Origin of the sequence: Acinetobacter sp. UBA1496, from assembly GCF_002324975.1 — a bacterium.
Lineage (GTDB): Bacteria > Pseudomonadota > Gammaproteobacteria > Pseudomonadales > Moraxellaceae > Acinetobacter > Acinetobacter variabilis.
This window is the reverse complement of record NZ_DCRI01000079.1, coordinates 1-15,385: the sequence shown is the minus strand read 5'-3', so window position 1 is coordinate 15,385 and position 15,385 is coordinate 1. Positions and strand designations below refer to the sequence as shown.

Here is a 15,385-nt window from a genome sequence, read left to right as displayed (position 1 = left end):
ACAAACCCGGTACGGTTCATTTCTTATTGGTGATATCCATGACAGACAAGCCCAAGCAAAACAAAACTTAGAATTTCGCAGTGTTGAGCTGTCTAAATGTCATAACCTCAGTCATTTTAATTCTTAGATCCATCAAATGATTACGATTGATAAGCTCATATGTGAACTAGCAGAATAAATTAAGAATTTAGCTAATGTATTAAGTTAAAATCTAACTTTTCTCAAATTAGTTAAAGAACTTTGAAGAATCTATAGATGATTATCTTATAGATTATCGAGATCCAACCGAGACCCATTCAATGCAACTCAGCGCAACTTATATTTATTTTAAGTTATCAGAAATGAAAGAGTATCTAGTCTGATGCAATCTCTAGCTATTCATTACAGACTCAGTTTTTTCTACTTTTTCTATTATGCGATTGTGGGCGCATTCATGCCTTTCTGGAGTCTATATCTGGAAGATCAAGGCTTTAATTATCAGGAAATTGGGATTTTATCTTCGATTGCGATTGTCACCCGATTTTTTGCGCCATTTATTTGGGGGTGGATTGCAGACAAATCCGGGAAACGCATGTTACTGGTACGTATAGCTACCTGGATGGAAGTTTGTATCTGGTTCATGATTTTTATCATTCCAAATAGCTTCCAGTCAGTCGCTTTGCTCATGCTGATTTTCAGTTTCTTTCAAAATGCAATTTTGGCTCAGTTTGAAGGCGTGACTTTATTCTGGTTAGGTGAAAAAAGGGCAGAGCTCTATGGCAAAGTGCGTAAGTGGGGTTCTATTGGATTTATTATTGGCGTATTTGGTTTAGGGGCCATTTTTGAGATTATTAGCATTAGTATGCTACCAGTCTTATTACTCTGTATCTCATTTCTGGCTTTTCTCTGGTCGTTCACTATCAAAGAACCAACAGCAGCACCGACAGCACAGAAAAAACTCGAAGCTTTATGGCCGATTTTCAAGCGTCCGGTGGTATACAGTTTTTTTCTGATTGAACTGATCATGCTGTTTTCACATGCGCCGTTTTATAGTTTTTATAGTAACTATCTCAGCCAGAATGGATTCAGTACCAGTCAGATCGGATTGCTTTGGTCGGTTGGGGTTATTGCTGAAATCATTATGTTTGCCTATGCCACATTTTTTCTGACACGCTGGTCATGGCGTCATCTGGTGATGCTATGCCTGTTAATGACTGGTTTAAGATGGCTAACAGTCGGCATATTTCCATCGTCATTTCTGGCACAGTTTTTTGCCCAGACCATTCATGCTTTAAGTTTTGGCTTATTTCATATGATTGCTATGCGGGTTATTTTTCAGAACTTTTCGGCCGGACAACAAGGCCGTGGGCAGGCACTGTATAGCACCATGTGGGGCTTAGGCGTGGCGAGTGGCAGCATTCTAGCCGGTCGTTATTGGGATCAGGTCGGTGGAACATCAATCTTTATTGCTGCTGCGCTGTCGACCTTGCTGGGCCTATTGCTGGTATTTGGCTTACCCAGCAAAGTCGAACTGCAAAAGCAGGTTTAAGATACGATTGAATGATTAAATGCGGATTTTGGAATATTGATCAAACCAGGGCTGAGCCTGTTCTAATTGAGCGGCTAGTTGTAACAGCAAATCTTCACGGGCAAATGGTGCAATAAACTGTGAGCCCAAAGGCAGGTTATCTTCATTCCAGTAAAGTGGTACTGACATTGCCGGAAGGCCGGTAATATTGGCTAATTGGGTGAATGGCACCCATTGCAGGTTTTCTTTTACAATCTGATCGACCAGCTTACCTTGTGCCAATAGATGTGCCTTATTCATTTTTAATAAAGCTTTAAGAATCGGCTTCTGCCAGTTTGGTGTCTTGACTTCGCCATTTTTGGGTGCAACAGTGGCCGTGGCTGGCGTCAGGTAGAGATCATAATCATCAAAGAAATGATTCATCTGGGTTACATATTGTCCCCAATTAGTCAGATTCTGGATATATTCAATCGCCGTTGTTTTGGCACCAAAAGCAGCCAGAGCCAGAGAATCCAGTTCAAAATCGCCTGATCTGGATGGATAGCCTTTCTGGATTTCGTTCAGCATATAAGAAAACTGGCTAAACCACGTCGTAATAAAATCTTTAGCCAGTTGCATGCCATCAATCTGCGGTTGATCCTCAACGACTTCATGACCTAAAGATTCCAGTAAACGGGCAGTTTGTTCTACCGCTTTAATAGCATCTTGAGAAACAGGCGTATCGATGCTGGAACGCGTATTAAATGCGATTTTTAATTTTTTTGGTGGTTGCTGAATCACTTCCAGATAATGTGTATGCGGACGTTGAATCGTAAACAGTGAACTGCGATCTTCACCATGGGTGGCATCCAGCATTGCTGCACTATCCCGAACAGTTTTAGTGAGTACATGTTGAATGGCAGCACCATGCATTGCTTCACTCATTTGCGGCCCCCACGGTGTACGTCCACGGCTTGGTTTTAAACCAAACAGACCACAGTAGGAAGCCGGAATACGAATTGAGCCACCACCATCACCTGCACCAGCAATTGGCACAATGCCGGCTGCCACAGCAGAAGCAGAACCGCCTGATGAGCCACCGCTGTTATGTCTTAAATTCCACGGATTTTTACAGCTACCCCAGGCATCTGGCTCGGTAATGCCTTTAATTCCGAATTCAGGAGTGTTGGTACGGCCAAAGGTCACGATACCTGCCTGTTCCCAACGGTTAACAATCTCGGCATTGGTATCAGCTATATACCCAATGCGCTTTAAACCCTGACATCCATAAGACGTCGGATAACCTGCATATTCCTGAAACAGGTCTTTGACTAGAAATGGAACACCGGCAAAGGGACCTGACAGATCTTGCCGGGTACGCTGCAAGGCATGCTCATGCATGGGAATAATAATGGCATTGATTTCAGGATTAATATTCGCACTACGTTCTAAAGCGACTGATAAAAGTTCACTTGAATGTATCTGTTTATTTTTAACCAGTTCAGCCAGTCCTAATCCATCGTATTGTAAGTATTCTTCAAATTTCATCTGCATTCCCTAGCGTTGATATTGTTATAAGGTTGTAGAGGGTTTCAGTTCAGGATGCAAGCACCACCTGATTACGTCCCAAGTGTTTGGCCTGATATAAGGCCTGATCTGCGGTATTGACCAGTTGCTGTAAATCTTGAGAAAGTGGCGCATGTTGATGCGTAATCCCGAGACTCACGGTAATCGATAAAGGTGAGCCATCAGGTTGATACATTGGCGTTTTAGCTACCAGTTCACGAATACGCTCAGCAATAAATTGGGCTTTAGAAGGTTTAGTATCCCAAAGCAAAATGACAAATTCCTCACCACCAATACGCGCAAACAGATCTTGAGAACGTAAATTAGAACGGATGATTTCAGCAAAGTGTTGCAGTACTTTATCGCCCACATGATGGCCAAAATGATCGTTTAAACGTTTGAAATGATCAATATCCAGCATAATCAGGGAGAACTGCACACTCTTGGAATGTTGTAGTAAATATTCACCTTTCTGGAAGAAAAAATGCCGGTTCATGGTCCGCGTCAGACAGTCATGATGGGCCAAATACAATACGCATTTAAATAGGTCGTTACGGTTCTGACTGATAATACACAGGATCAGCGGCGACAATGCCAGCATAAACAGTCCGATCCTTAATGAGATATAAATGGTCGAGTCTGCCAGCGTATCATGTGTAGTGGTATAGAACTGGGTCAGGCTGTAATACATCAAAATGATTACAAAGGCATTAATAATTGCAATCGTAAAGATGCGATAGGTCAGTGCTGCCCAGATTAAAGCTGCTAAAGGATAAAGCAGGGCACCTGGACCGACAAAAATATTGCTCAGGATAATACACAGGATTACCGTGCCTGCTGGCAGTAAATAACTCAATGAGTTCTGCTTCTTTCTGCGGTTTTTAAATAAATATTTGAGATCTTTGGTTCTAGGAAAGGCCAGAAAAAGCGGCAGGACAATAATGTAATTTACCATTTCGCCTGTCCACCACAGCCCAAAATCTATCCATAAATTTTCCTTGGTCATAAAGGAATGGGGAAGATTGGGTAAGGTCGCAACGGCAAACACTGCACTGGCCAGGCATCCTGCGAATGCACAGATGCCGAACATATGCACGAAAGTGAAGCCAGTATTGTAGTACTTATAATTGATCTGGAAATATCGGATAAAAAACAGCGATACAATCGTACTAATCAAGTTGGCAAGCGTTAGAAACAGACTCTGTAAAAGATTATTACCTGTCGCCAGATCAGCAAGCATGAACGCACAGAAAGCACCTAGCCACCCGCCCATATTGTTTAAATGGGGGAATATGGCCAGTAAGGCAGCATTGGCAGGCCAGAGTATGGCTAAGTAATCCTGTGTCCTGGTCATAATGCTAATCAAACAAGTCACTAAAATAATGAAAAGAATGACCAAGTAGGCATATGTTTCAGGATTCAAGTTCCGGTCTGTGATTCGAGGTATTCGCAAATCTAAGTCCTGTATCTAATTCTTATTTGTGAAATATCACTTTGTTTGGGAAATGCTTTTTACCCAAAAGTACAACTTTATTCTTGGAATAATCTGTTTTTACTTACGTTATCAATATACGTTTGTATACGAAATATATACAAAAAAAATTAAAAAAGGAAATCCATGTTTTTAAACTATAATGATAAAAATTTGTTTTATTTCGGTATTTAAACTGATGCAGAGCAGAATATGATCCCGAAAAATATGATAAGTTAAAATTAATTATTAGGATTGAAACGAAGCCTGTGAATATGAAAAAAACCTGTCTTAGCCTTGTCTTGCTCATGAGCTCATCTTGGCTAATGGCAACAGAAAATAATAATCAAACTGCAAATAGTATTGCGAAACCTATCGAAGTTCCGAATACTTTTACCATTAATACCCGTCCTGAAATTGTTGGACTATGGGGAATGGAAATTCCAGATAATAAAAAATGTGTTGAATACTATAATTTTAAAGGTAATAACAATGTAGTCATTAAAAGTGGTTCAGAATGGACCACAGGGCTGTATGACTATCAGCCTTCACAAGATCCGGCTGCACAGATACCAGCGTTGATTATGCAGGTTAAATACGATAATAATGAAAAAGACTGTTCCGGCAATCAGGTAGATCAGTCAGGTGAGATTTCGCAGTATTTTGTGAAGTGGCAGAATTCCAATACCATTAATTTCTGTGCCAATGAAAAAGCAGAACAATGTTTTGCTGTGCTTCGACGCATTTTGCCTTGATTGAAGGCTAGAAAAACCGCTGACTTCAGCGGTTTTTTATTAGATCATGTCTCAAATCAAGCTTTTTCTTTGTCTTCAGCACCTTCAAGCTGCTTTAACAAATGTTTTTCCAGATAGTGAATATCCATTGCATGTTCACAGAAATTTTCATCCTGAAGAATCAGATCTTTGTGTAATGGAATATTGGTTTTCACGCCTGTCAGAATCATTTCATCCAAGGCCTGTTTCATGCGCGCAATTGCAGTTTCACGATCTTTACCATGGGCAATCAGTTTGGCAATCATAGAATCATAATACGGCGGGATGCTATAGCCTGGATAGATATGAGAGTCTAAACGGATACCTGCGCCACCTGGCGCATAGAAGGTCTCGATTTTGCCCGGAGATGGCATAAAGTTCGATGGATCTTCTGCGTTGATACGACATTCGATCGCATGACCTTGAACACGTACATCTTCTTGCTGGATATCCAGACCTAAGCCAGCTGCAATACGTAACTGCTGTTCAATGATGTCGATACCGGTGACCATTTCAGTCACAGGGTGTTCCACCTGAACACGGGTGTTCATTTCAATAAAGAAGAATTCACCTTCTTCAAACAAGAACTCGAATGTACCGGCGCCACGATATTGCATCAATTTACAAGCATTGACACAGGCTTCAAGAATGTCAGCTCGAGCCTGTTCTGGCAGGTTAGGCGCTGGCGCTTCTTCAAGTACTTTCTGGTGACGACGCTGTAAAGAACAGTCACGGTCATATAAATGAATCGCATGACCATTACCGTCGCCTAGAACCTGTACTTCGACGTGACGCGGTTTTTGCAGGAAACGTTCCATATAAACCGTATCATCGCCAAACCACATTTCAGCATCACGCTGCGCGGCTTGTACTGATTCAAGCAGGGTATCTACACGTTCTACGATACGCATACCACGACCACCGCCGCCGGAAGCTGCTTTCACGATGAGCGGGAAACCAATTTCTTTGGCTTCAGCAAGCGCATTGTGAATTGTCACGGCATGATCGCAACCAGGTACAGTTGGTACCCCCGCTTTTTTCATGGCAATAATCGCAGAAACCTTATTCCCCATCAGGCGAATATGTTCTGGACGTGGACCAATGAAGATAAAACCAGAACTTTCTACGATTTCAGCAAATTCAGCATTTTCAGATAAAAAGCCATAACCAGGGTGGATGGCATCTGCACTGGTGATTTCAGCGGCTGTAATCAAGGCTGGAATATTCAGGTAACTGTCGCTGCTCGCGCCAGGACCGATACACACGGCTTCATCACAAAAGCGTAAGTGCATCAGGTCTTTGTCAGCATCTGAATAGACACCGACGGTTTTAATTCCTAAAGTTTTGCAAGCTCGGGCGATGCGCAGGGCAATCTCACCTCGGTTTGCAATTAAAACTTTTTGCAACATTATGAATCCCCGAAGTGATTAGGCGCGGTAACGGAAAAGTGGCTGACCAAACTGAATCACTTCACCATTTTTCACCAGAATTTCTTCAATCACGCCGCTTTGAGTTGCTTCAATCGGGTTCATGATTTTCATTGCTTCAATGATACCCAGTGTTTCGCCAGCAGAAACAGTTTGGCCAATTTTTACAAAAGGTGCTTCACCTGGGCTTGGAGCTGCATAGAACACGCCAACCATTGGAGATTTTTCAACTGCACCACGAGGAGATTTAGCTGCAGGGACGTCAGCTGCAGGTGCAGGCATTGCAGGAACAGCTGCTGCAACTACTGGATTACGACGAGTCAGAGCGATCGACTGATCACCTTCCTTAACTTCAATCGCCTGTAAGTCAGATTCAATCATCAAATCGATGAGCTTCTTGATTTTACGGATATCCATGAGACAGTATTCCTAATTAAGATTGTTTAGAAGATTGTATTTTTTCAATGACATAGTCGAGTGCGGCAGCATAGCCTTTTGCACCTAGACCACAGATCACGCCAATAGCTTTATCGGATAGATATGAATGATGTCGGAATGCCTCACGTGCATGGACGTTAGACAGGTGGACTTCAATAAACGGGATTGCCACGCCAAGAAGTGCATCACGAACTGCAACTGAGGTATGCGTCAGGGCAGCAGGATTAATAATGATATATTGCACGCCGTCTTGTTGGGCTTGATGAATTCGGTCAACAATTGCGCCTTCCCAGTTGCTCTGGAAAGTGTCAAGTTGTAAAGTAGCTTTTTCAGCCTGAGCAGTGAGCTGCTGATTAATATCTTCTAGAGTTAAATAACCATAAACTTCGGGTTCGCGCTTTCCAAGCAAATTTAAATTCGGTCCATGAATAACCAAAATGGTCGAAGTCATCTATGGTACTCCAGTTAAAAAGTTTCAGGATAGGTTTGCAAGATGTCTACAAACTTCGCCTATTATGGCATGAATTCCTACATTATTTTTATAATTTCTTTGAATTGACATAGAAAAGCATGTACCACGCAGTGGCCATATAATGAAAACTTTGCAAGTATTTAGCAATGTTCAAAACTACCAAATCTTCGTCTTTTACATCATTTTTATATTTTAGATGAATTGGCTGAATTGTTACATTTATGCTGTGTAAGTTAGACCTCAATGTTTATTCATAATTCTTTTAAATTGTGTGTTTATTCGGCAATGTCTTGTCAAAAATAAAAAATATCAGTCGAAGTCTCTGCTCATATCAAAAATTATGGTGATCGGTAAAAGACCGGGTTTTCATTATATTTTTGGATGAATCAAAATTTTATTCTATTCATTATTCTGCAAATTAAAATATCAAACTTGGAATAAAAATCAAAAAGTTATTTGATAAATGGTATGAACTGAAGTTTAGTATTAAATAGATTTTATTTCGCTAGTAAAGCAAGTAACACATTATCTTTCTGCAAAAAAAGATAGGCTCATTGCTACTGAGCATTGGCTAAATGATACTGATCACAAACGTAAAATTAAAATCTTATGATTCTTCATTAATCTTTTACTAGTCTCATCTAATATTGACGAATGTGCTCAATTTTTTAAGTCTTACCTTGATTTGTCATTCTTTATATACGCTCAATAACATTGGCAAAATGGCACTTCATGTATAGGCGTTGTTATTCATCTGAATGTTGCCTAGGTTTTTAAATGATGAATTTTTAAGCTTAAGACTGAGATGGTATGCGGAATTAGAAGGATAAATTGGATAGCTAAGTTCAGTGAAAGTGCAATATGAATAGATATTCTGGATTAAAAGCTAATAGTATCTGATTGTATTTTGAACATATATTAATTGTATTGGCTATGCAGAATCACAGAATAAAACCCAAGCAGAATTGATAAGCTATAATGAAGATCCCGTCAAAATACTATCGAAGCTGTTATGACACCTGCATGCAAATTATTAAAATCTCAAAAAATTGAATATAGCATTCACGAATACGAACATGATGCCAATGCTAAAAGCTTTGGTTTGGAAGCAGCAGAAAAGTTAGGGCTAGCAGTAGAAGAAGTATTTAAAACATTATTGGTCACGGATGAGAAGCAGTATTTTGTAGCAGTTCTTCCAGTCAACCATCAGTTAAACCTAAAAAAAGCAGCATCAGCCTTTGGTTGTAAAAAGCTACAAATGGCTGACCCTAAACAGGCAGAACGTCTAACGGGTTATCTCGTCGGTGGGATTAGTCCGGTCGGGCAGAAAAAACGCCTGAAAACTGTCATTGATGCATCAGCGGAACAGCTGAATAAAATTTATGTCAGTGGGGGTAAACGCGGGCTGGATATTGGTTTAAGACCTGCGGATCTGGCTAAGGTTCTAGATGCAAAATTTGTGGATGTATTAGATATCTAAAATTTTCAGTATTCTTCAATAAAACTATCTTACTGAGAAGCGTTCATACCAATGGACGCTTCAACTTTTCTGGGTTCCCATATTTTTATTCTGTCGGAAAATTCAGCATGGTTTTTTCTTCATTGTATAGTGGATGATTGAGATCCACGACCTGACTGTGGATTGAACAAAAATAAAAATAATAAAATAGAAAATATGGAGCATACCGCATGGAAATCCAGAAAAAACGATTATCACGGTTCTGTATGAGCTTGTCCGCGATGGCCATGCTCTCAGTCTTTTCAACTGCACAGGCAGACTCGTCTACCTAGCCTCAGCCACCCAATTCCCAGCAAGTTTTCTTTGTGGGGAATAACTGGGATGGAACAGTTACAGTGATTGGATCTTCAGGTGACTTTGGCAAGGTTGGTGTGATTAACATGATTCCTGATCGAAAGGAGCGTCTGAAGAGATTTACCTCAATCCAATCAAATTGATTGCCTATACCTATATTCAAACTACTGCGGGTGAAAGTAATGATCAGCTGGTCGACGATATGTATTCCACGCCAGATGGACAGTCAGTGGTCGCATCCCGTCCAAGTTTTGCCGATGTGGTCTCGATTAACATCAAGACCGACAAGATGAACTGGCGTACTCCAGTTGAAGGCTTCAGTGCGGATCACATGGCAGTTTCACCAGATGGCCAGCGTGTCGCGGTTTCTGCATCATCCGGAAATGTGGTGCATGTACTGGATATTCATACTGGTAAGGAACATGGTCGATTTGCGACAGGTGATAAACCGCATGAAAATATATACTTTGATAATGGCAGAAAAATTCTGAACTCGGCCATTGGTAATGTAGAAACCTCACTGGATGCTCAGTGGCAGGATTTCACCAAAGGTAAACGCTATATCACTATTGCAGATGGCAATACCCATCAGGTGCTTAAGAAAATTGACTTTAGACCGGCATTGGATGCGTTTGGTCGAAAGGATTTATCTAATTCAGTACGGCCGATGGTCTTTAGCAAAGATGAAAGCAAACTCTATGCTCAGGTATCATTTTTTAATGGTTTGATTGAGTATGACTTAAACTAGAATAAAGTGACCCGTATTGGTCAGTTGCCAGGTAGCGATAGCATTCCCAAAGATCGTACCAAATGGGTGAATGATTCCCGGCATCATGGTTTATCCATCAGCGCAGACGGTGAAAAACTCTGTGTTGCGGGCATGATGGATAATTATGCCACTATTGTGGATCGTCAGAGTCTGACTGCCGGAAATTAATTCCTGCAGGTAAACCATACTGGGCTACCAGAAGTCCGGATGGCCGTAGCTGTATCATTTCAGAAAGTGAAACGGATGTGGTGACCGTAATTGATTTCGCGACAGGAAATAAAGTGACCAGTGTGCCTGTAGGAAATCATCCACAGCGTGTCCGGATCGGTTATGCCCCAGCAGACTGGTCTACGCCGTAGCAAATAACGGCTTAAAAAGAGCAATGTGTTATGGACGTTGCTCTAAGCATTGTAGGTGGCATATATGAGGAACAAAACACTTACTTTATATCTGCTGGCGGGATTGTTATTAACCGGTATTCTGGTTGGGATTGCTTATCAGGTTCATAAGGATATCTATAAGGCAGAATTCAATATACTGAAACCTGATGATCAGATGACTTTTCCAGCAAAGTCACTGATTATTTCTAGTTTAAATCCTAAAGCAGCTGTACCGGCAAGAACGGCTGGGCACCCGGAAATGGATTCTGAACAGCAAGTTTTATTACAACAGAGAAACCAGCTTTATCTGGATTTTACCCAAATGATGAATGGCTTAAGTCAAGGTGAAAAGCCAGACGAACGTCAGCTAGATCGTTTGCTGGTACAACAGCAGCATCTGGTGAATGCCCAGGTCGTTGCTCCAGAAGAAGCGAGAGCTCAAATAGAATTTTTACAGAAAGTTCTGCCTGAAATCTCTCCACAGCTGGATCAAGCCTTAAATGCATTGGATCAGAAAAGTTTTTAATTTTCCTGTTTAAAGCTTTATTTAGTTGTGAATACAGATCATAGATAAGCTTAATAAGAAAAAGCCCGTTTTTACGGGCTTTTTCTTCATTCATGTTTTAGATTAAAACTTATAAGCAGTTCGCGGGTTTCGGGATGCCAGCCAGTCGGCTTAAATGACGTGCCACCAGACCCGTATTAAACTTTTCCTGTAATAAGGCATTGTTAATTTCCGGGCTAACTGTCTTCATCAAAAACTTAATCAACGGACGGGTTGCAGGAGAATGCCCAAACTGATGATAAAACTGACGAACAGCCTGTAGCACTTCAAAATGCCAAGGAGTAAGTTGAAGTTCTAGTGTATCTGCCAGTACTTGGGCAACGTCTTCATTCCAAATGGTGTAATCGACTAAATGACCATCTTGGTCCAGTTCTAGATTCATATTTGACTCATGGATTATTTCATTGAGATGCAGCGACTAAATTTCAGACATAGATCTGCAAATTCGGAATAGTCGAGTAAAGCAACATTTTCCGATAAAGGTGAGATCAGAATTTCTGCATCATTTCTTAGGATGTAAACTTGCGGTAGTTGCTGTACGAAGGCATGGTCCAGATACAGCACAGATTCTCCCATCAGGACCACCTGATCATCTGAAGCATGGAGCTGTGCTAACTGATCAAGGACCGACGCTGTCGCTGCATAATCTGACTGGATCAGGTAAAGGGTTTGATCTGACATTTATTTATCCTTTGTCCTTACCAATACAATACGTGATCAAATTTTTGAACGAATTCTGAATTGAATTCAATCAACTCAATCTCCTGTTCGCTTTGCTTTACAAAAGGAGAGTCCTGATTTTTCTGTTCAACCAGAATAGGTGTCAAGTCATAAAATTCGAAACTATCCACCAGATTTGAAGCCAGTTTAAAGGCATGTTTAAGCTGGTCAAACTGGAGTTCAGAATGTAAAAGACTCAAAGCAGCACCTTGTAATAGCACTTTCACCTCAGTGCCGAAGGTCGCCAGTACCATCGTAGCAGACAGGCTTTCATGCACCTGCAAGCTGTTTAAGTTGGCTTGGGTTAATATAACAAGTACAGATTTCACACAAGATTCCTTTTAAAAGCAACACATCCTGAAAAATGAAGCATCTAGAATTGAATTAGACGTTGTGAGGACTGAACAGCATCAGCAAGCTCGCCTAGACCGACCAATTCAAAACCATCAGCAAGATTATGTTGCTGAATATTGTGACGTTGAGCATTTTCCTGATCTGTAATCCCACGTGCTAAGGCTGCACTGACACAAACGGGTAAGCGGATATTCAGATCCTGCCAGGAACGTGTGAGATGACGCTGGTCGTCGGGCACCCATTGCAATGCATTTGCGACCGACACGCCATCTTGATAGAAAAATACACGGAAAGCTTCCTGTTTATGTTGTAAAGCTTGGGCGAGTCCAAGCGCATGCCAGGCATAAATAGAAGTCGGTGCGGAGGTAACAAGAATTAAGGTGCTCATCGAAATTCACTACAGGCTTGATCAACGCGGGATGATGATCTTGGCTACAAAGAAAGTAGGTAGTATACAATGATTTTAGTGACGGGTGGTTTAGGCTTTTTAGGCTCACATATTGCTTTAAGTCTGATGGCACAAGGACTAGAGGTCATTGTGGTTGATAATCTGGCCAATGCCAGTCTGCAGACCCTAGAACGCCTTGAATTTATTTCCGATCGCTATGTGCCTTTTGTCAAAATTGATATCCGTAACACTCCAGCATTAAATAAAGTTTTTGAACAGAATTCCGTGCAGGCTGTCATTCATACTGCAAGCTTTAAATCATTAGAAGAATCAGTTTTAAAACCACTTGAATATTATAATGATAATGTCAGCTGTATCATGAGCCTGATGCGTGCCATGCAACGTACCGGAGTACGCAATCTGGTGCATTTATCTTCATTGGCTGTATATGGCCATTCCGGAACGGATTTAAAAGAAGATCAGGCTTTTAATTACACTTATCCAAACCCTTATATTAAATCCCAGCAGATGGTGGAAGAAATCATCCGGGATACTGCCAAGACGGACAATGAATGGCGTATTGCGATGTTACGTCTTTCCAATGTCGCGGGCGCTTTTGAAAATGGCATTTTAGGTGAATGGGTGCCGCCTTTACCAAAGAATATTGTGCCTCTGGCTATGCAGGTGGGTGCGAAGCAGCGTGAATATTTGGAATTGCGCCGTCAGGCCAAGACCGAAGACTATACGGTAGAACGCAGCTTTTTGCATGTGATGGATGTTTGTGATGCGGTATTCAAATCACTACATTGGCTATCGCAGCAGCAACAATGGACTTGCGAAGCCTTTAATATCGCTGGAGAGCTAATCTCAATGCAGACTTTGCTGGATCAGGTTGCAGAAGTCACTCAATCCGCTGTTCCTACAGTAGAGGCCTTGCCATATCCGCATGCTGAAATGGATCAGCTGGGTGCTAATACGGATAAGGCCCAACAGTTATTACATTGGCAACCACGTTATACCTTGAGGAAAATGTTAGAGGATGAATGGCTGTTCTATCAGAATACGTTAAGAGGGCAGTGATTTAGAATCCTATAAGCTAATTATTGATAATAATTATCATTTGCAAAATTAATCAAACTCATTAAGATGAATGAATGAAGTACAGTATTGAAGCTGCTGTCTAAATGAGTAAAACATGGAATAACAATTGAGGTTGAGCATGCAAACACGTATTGAACATGACACGATGGGAGAAGTCGCTGTACCGAGTGAAGCACTTTGGGGCGCACAAACTCAGCGTAGTCTACAGAACTTCAAGATTGGCAATGAGCATCTGCCGCGCGCCATGATTCGTGCCATGGGCTTGGTCAAGAAAGCAGCTGCAATCACCAATGCCGAGTTAAACCAGATTCCTCATGAGTTATCGACCTATATCATCGGTGCTGCGGATGAAGTGATTAGCGGTCAATGGGATAGCCAGTTCCCCTTAGTTGTATGGCAAACCGGTTCGGGCACGCAAAGTAACATGAACTGTAATGAAGTGATTGCCAATATTGCTAACCAGAAACTGGGCAATCCTTTAGGTGCACAAAAGCCTGTGCATCCAAATGATCATGTCAACCGCGCTCAATCGACCAATGATTCTTTTCCGACCGCGATTCATGTGGCAGCTAGCTTACAGATCAATGAACTGTTAATTCCGGCAGTGACACGTTTACGTGATACCTTGCATGCCAAATCTCAGGAATTTGCCGAGATTGTAAAAATTGGTCGTACCCATCTTCAAGATGCCACACCTTTAACTTTAGGTCAGGAATTCAGTGGATATGTCTCTCAACTGGATCATGCCTTGATTCGTCTGTATCAAGCTTTGCAAGGATTATATGAATTGCCACTGGGTGGAACCGCCGTCGGTACAGGCCTCAATGCCCATCCAGATTACGCCGTTAAAGCCGCCGATACTCTAGCTGAATTAACGGGTTTTCCTTTTGTCACCGCTCCTAATAAGTTCGAAGCTTTAGCCGGTCGTGATGCAGCAGTTTTTGCTTCAGGTGCTTTAAAGACTTTAGCGGTTAGCCTGAATAAAATTGCCAATGATATTCGCTGGTTGGCAAGTGGACCACGTTGTGGTTTTGGTGAATTACGTATTCCTGAAAATGAACCGGGTTCAAGTATTATGCCGGGTAAGGTGAACCCAACTCAAAGTGAAGCCATGACCATGGTAGTTGCCCAAGTTCTAGGAAATGACACGACGATTAATGTGGCCGGTGCATCAGGGAATTTTGAGCTGAATGTCTTTATGCCAGTGATTGCCTATAACCTGTTGCAGTCTATTCAACTGCTGGGCGATGCATGTAACAGCTTTAACGATAACTGTGCAGTCGGAATCGAACCTAATCGTGACAAGATTGAACACTTCCTGCATGATTCATTAATGCTGGTCACTGCATTAAATCCAGTCATTGGTTATGAGAATGCAGCTAAAGTGGCCAAGACCGCCTATAAAGAAGGTAAAACCTTAAAACAGGTCGCAGTCGAACTCGGATTGGTGACTGCAGAACAGTTTGATCAAGTGGTGCGTCCTGAGAATATGGTGGCTCCAAACGTAAAATAAGTCTTCTAATTATGGTTAAATAATAAGGCCCTCTAAATGTGGGCTTTATAATAGATCTCTTGCGAAAGTATCGTTTTACCTAATTTTTGAATTGGCTAAAACCTTATAAAATGTAGCTTTGGGCTGTTTAAATTTTGACTAACGCAAGA

General features: G+C 41.5%; 15 protein-coding genes and 1 pseudogene. 7 read left to right on the top strand and 9 right to left on the bottom strand.

Going from position 1 to position 15,385, the window contains the following annotated elements; genetic code table 11:
* Positions 1–361 precede the first annotated feature (361 nt).
* Complete coding sequence (locus B3143_RS09245; protein ID WP_286740178.1) at positions 362–1,528, top strand: MFS transporter; 1,167 nt, start codon at positions 362–364, stop codon at positions 1,526–1,528.
* Positions 1,529–1,543: 15 nt separating this feature from the next.
* Here the strand turns inward: B3143_RS09245 and B3143_RS09240 are convergent, their stop codons facing one another.
* Positions 1,544–3,034 (bottom strand): amidase, encoded by a 1,491-nt coding sequence (locus B3143_RS09240; RefSeq protein ID WP_004785962.1) that lies wholly within the window; start codon positions 3,032–3,034, stop codon positions 1,544–1,546.
* A gap of 49 nt (positions 3,035–3,083) precedes the next feature.
* A complete protein-coding gene (locus B3143_RS09235) occupies positions 3,084–4,505 on the bottom strand; it encodes a sensor domain-containing diguanylate cyclase (RefSeq protein ID WP_286740177.1) in 1,422 nt (473 codons plus the stop codon).
* A gap of 326 nt (positions 4,506–4,831) precedes the next feature.
* Between B3143_RS09235 and B3143_RS09230 the strand changes: the two genes are divergently transcribed.
* On the top strand, positions 4,832–5,278 hold the full coding sequence (locus B3143_RS09230) for a hypothetical protein (RefSeq protein WP_034171190.1): 447 nt from the start codon (positions 4,832–4,834) through the stop codon (positions 5,276–5,278).
* Positions 5,279–5,334: 56 nt separating this feature from the next.
* Here the strand turns inward: B3143_RS09230 and accC are convergent, their stop codons facing one another.
* Genes accC through aroQ form a run of 3 tightly spaced genes read right to left on the bottom strand, consistent with a single transcriptional unit; the run spans position 5,335 to position 7,612 of the window.
* The gene (accC, locus tag B3143_RS09225) at positions 5,335–6,705 is read right to left on the bottom strand and encodes an acetyl-CoA carboxylase biotin carboxylase subunit (RefSeq protein ID WP_004785955.1); all 1,371 of its coding nucleotides are present in this window, start codon (positions 6,703–6,705) and stop codon (positions 5,335–5,337) included.
* 18 nt (positions 6,706–6,723) lie between these two features.
* Positions 6,724–7,140 carry an acetyl-CoA carboxylase biotin carboxyl carrier protein gene (accB, locus tag B3143_RS09220; protein WP_004785952.1) on the bottom strand — a complete coding sequence of 139 codons (417 nt, stop codon included), beginning with the start codon at positions 7,138–7,140 and terminating at the stop codon, positions 6,724–6,726.
* A 16-nt stretch (positions 7,141–7,156) separates the two neighbouring features.
* Entirely contained in the window at positions 7,157–7,612 is a 456-nt protein-coding gene (gene aroQ, locus B3143_RS09215) for a type II 3-dehydroquinate dehydratase (RefSeq protein ID WP_004785950.1), read from the bottom strand.
* A 1,033-nt stretch (positions 7,613–8,645) separates the two neighbouring features.
* On the opposite strand from aroQ, the gene ybaK reads away from it, so the two are divergent.
* The 3 genes and pseudogenes from ybaK (at position 8,646) to B3143_RS09200 (ending at position 11,121) form a co-directional block, all read left to right on the top strand.
* Positions 8,646–9,113, top strand: coding sequence for a Cys-tRNA(Pro) deacylase (gene ybaK, locus B3143_RS09210; protein ID WP_004785947.1), 468 nt, complete (start codon positions 8,646–8,648; stop codon positions 9,111–9,113).
* Positions 9,114–9,424: 311 nt separating this feature from the next.
* Positions 9,425–10,574 (top strand): annotated as a pseudogene (locus B3143_RS09205) (YncE family protein); the annotation flags it as partial.
* Positions 10,575–10,638: 64 nt separating this feature from the next.
* Complete coding sequence (locus tag B3143_RS09200; protein ID WP_004785943.1) at positions 10,639–11,121, top strand: hypothetical protein; 483 nt, start codon at positions 10,639–10,641, stop codon at positions 11,119–11,121.
* A 109-nt stretch (positions 11,122–11,230) separates the two neighbouring features.
* Here the strand turns inward: B3143_RS09200 and B3143_RS09195 are convergent, their stop codons facing one another.
* Genes B3143_RS09195 through tusD form a run of 4 tightly spaced genes read right to left on the bottom strand, consistent with a single transcriptional unit; the run spans position 11,231 to position 12,622 of the window.
* Positions 11,231–11,542, bottom strand: coding sequence for a TusE/DsrC/DsvC family sulfur relay protein (locus tag B3143_RS09195; RefSeq protein WP_004785942.1), 312 nt, complete (start codon positions 11,540–11,542; stop codon positions 11,231–11,233).
* Positions 11,543–11,556: 14 nt separating this feature from the next.
* The gene (locus B3143_RS09190) at positions 11,557–11,841 is read right to left on the bottom strand and encodes a DsrH/TusB family sulfur metabolism protein (RefSeq protein ID WP_004785940.1); all 285 of its coding nucleotides are present in this window, start codon (positions 11,839–11,841) and stop codon (positions 11,557–11,559) included.
* A 17-nt stretch (positions 11,842–11,858) separates the two neighbouring features.
* Complete coding sequence (locus B3143_RS09185) at positions 11,859–12,209, bottom strand: hypothetical protein (RefSeq protein WP_004785939.1); 351 nt, start codon at positions 12,207–12,209, stop codon at positions 11,859–11,861.
* A 44-nt stretch (positions 12,210–12,253) separates the two neighbouring features.
* Positions 12,254–12,622 (bottom strand): sulfurtransferase complex subunit TusD, encoded by a 369-nt coding sequence (gene tusD, locus B3143_RS09180; protein WP_004785936.1) that lies wholly within the window; start codon positions 12,620–12,622, stop codon positions 12,254–12,256.
* A 69-nt stretch (positions 12,623–12,691) separates the two neighbouring features.
* On the opposite strand from tusD, the gene B3143_RS09175 reads away from it, so the two are divergent.
* Positions 12,692–13,702 carry an NAD-dependent epimerase/dehydratase family protein gene (locus tag B3143_RS09175; RefSeq protein ID WP_004785933.1) on the top strand — a complete coding sequence of 337 codons (1,011 nt, stop codon included), beginning with the start codon at positions 12,692–12,694 and terminating at the stop codon, positions 13,700–13,702.
* A gap of 139 nt (positions 13,703–13,841) precedes the next feature.
* Positions 13,842–15,236 carry a class II fumarate hydratase gene (gene fumC / locus B3143_RS09170; RefSeq protein WP_034171469.1) on the top strand — a complete coding sequence of 465 codons (1,395 nt, stop codon included), beginning with the start codon at positions 13,842–13,844 and terminating at the stop codon, positions 15,234–15,236.
* Positions 15,237–15,385 lie beyond the last annotated feature (149 nt).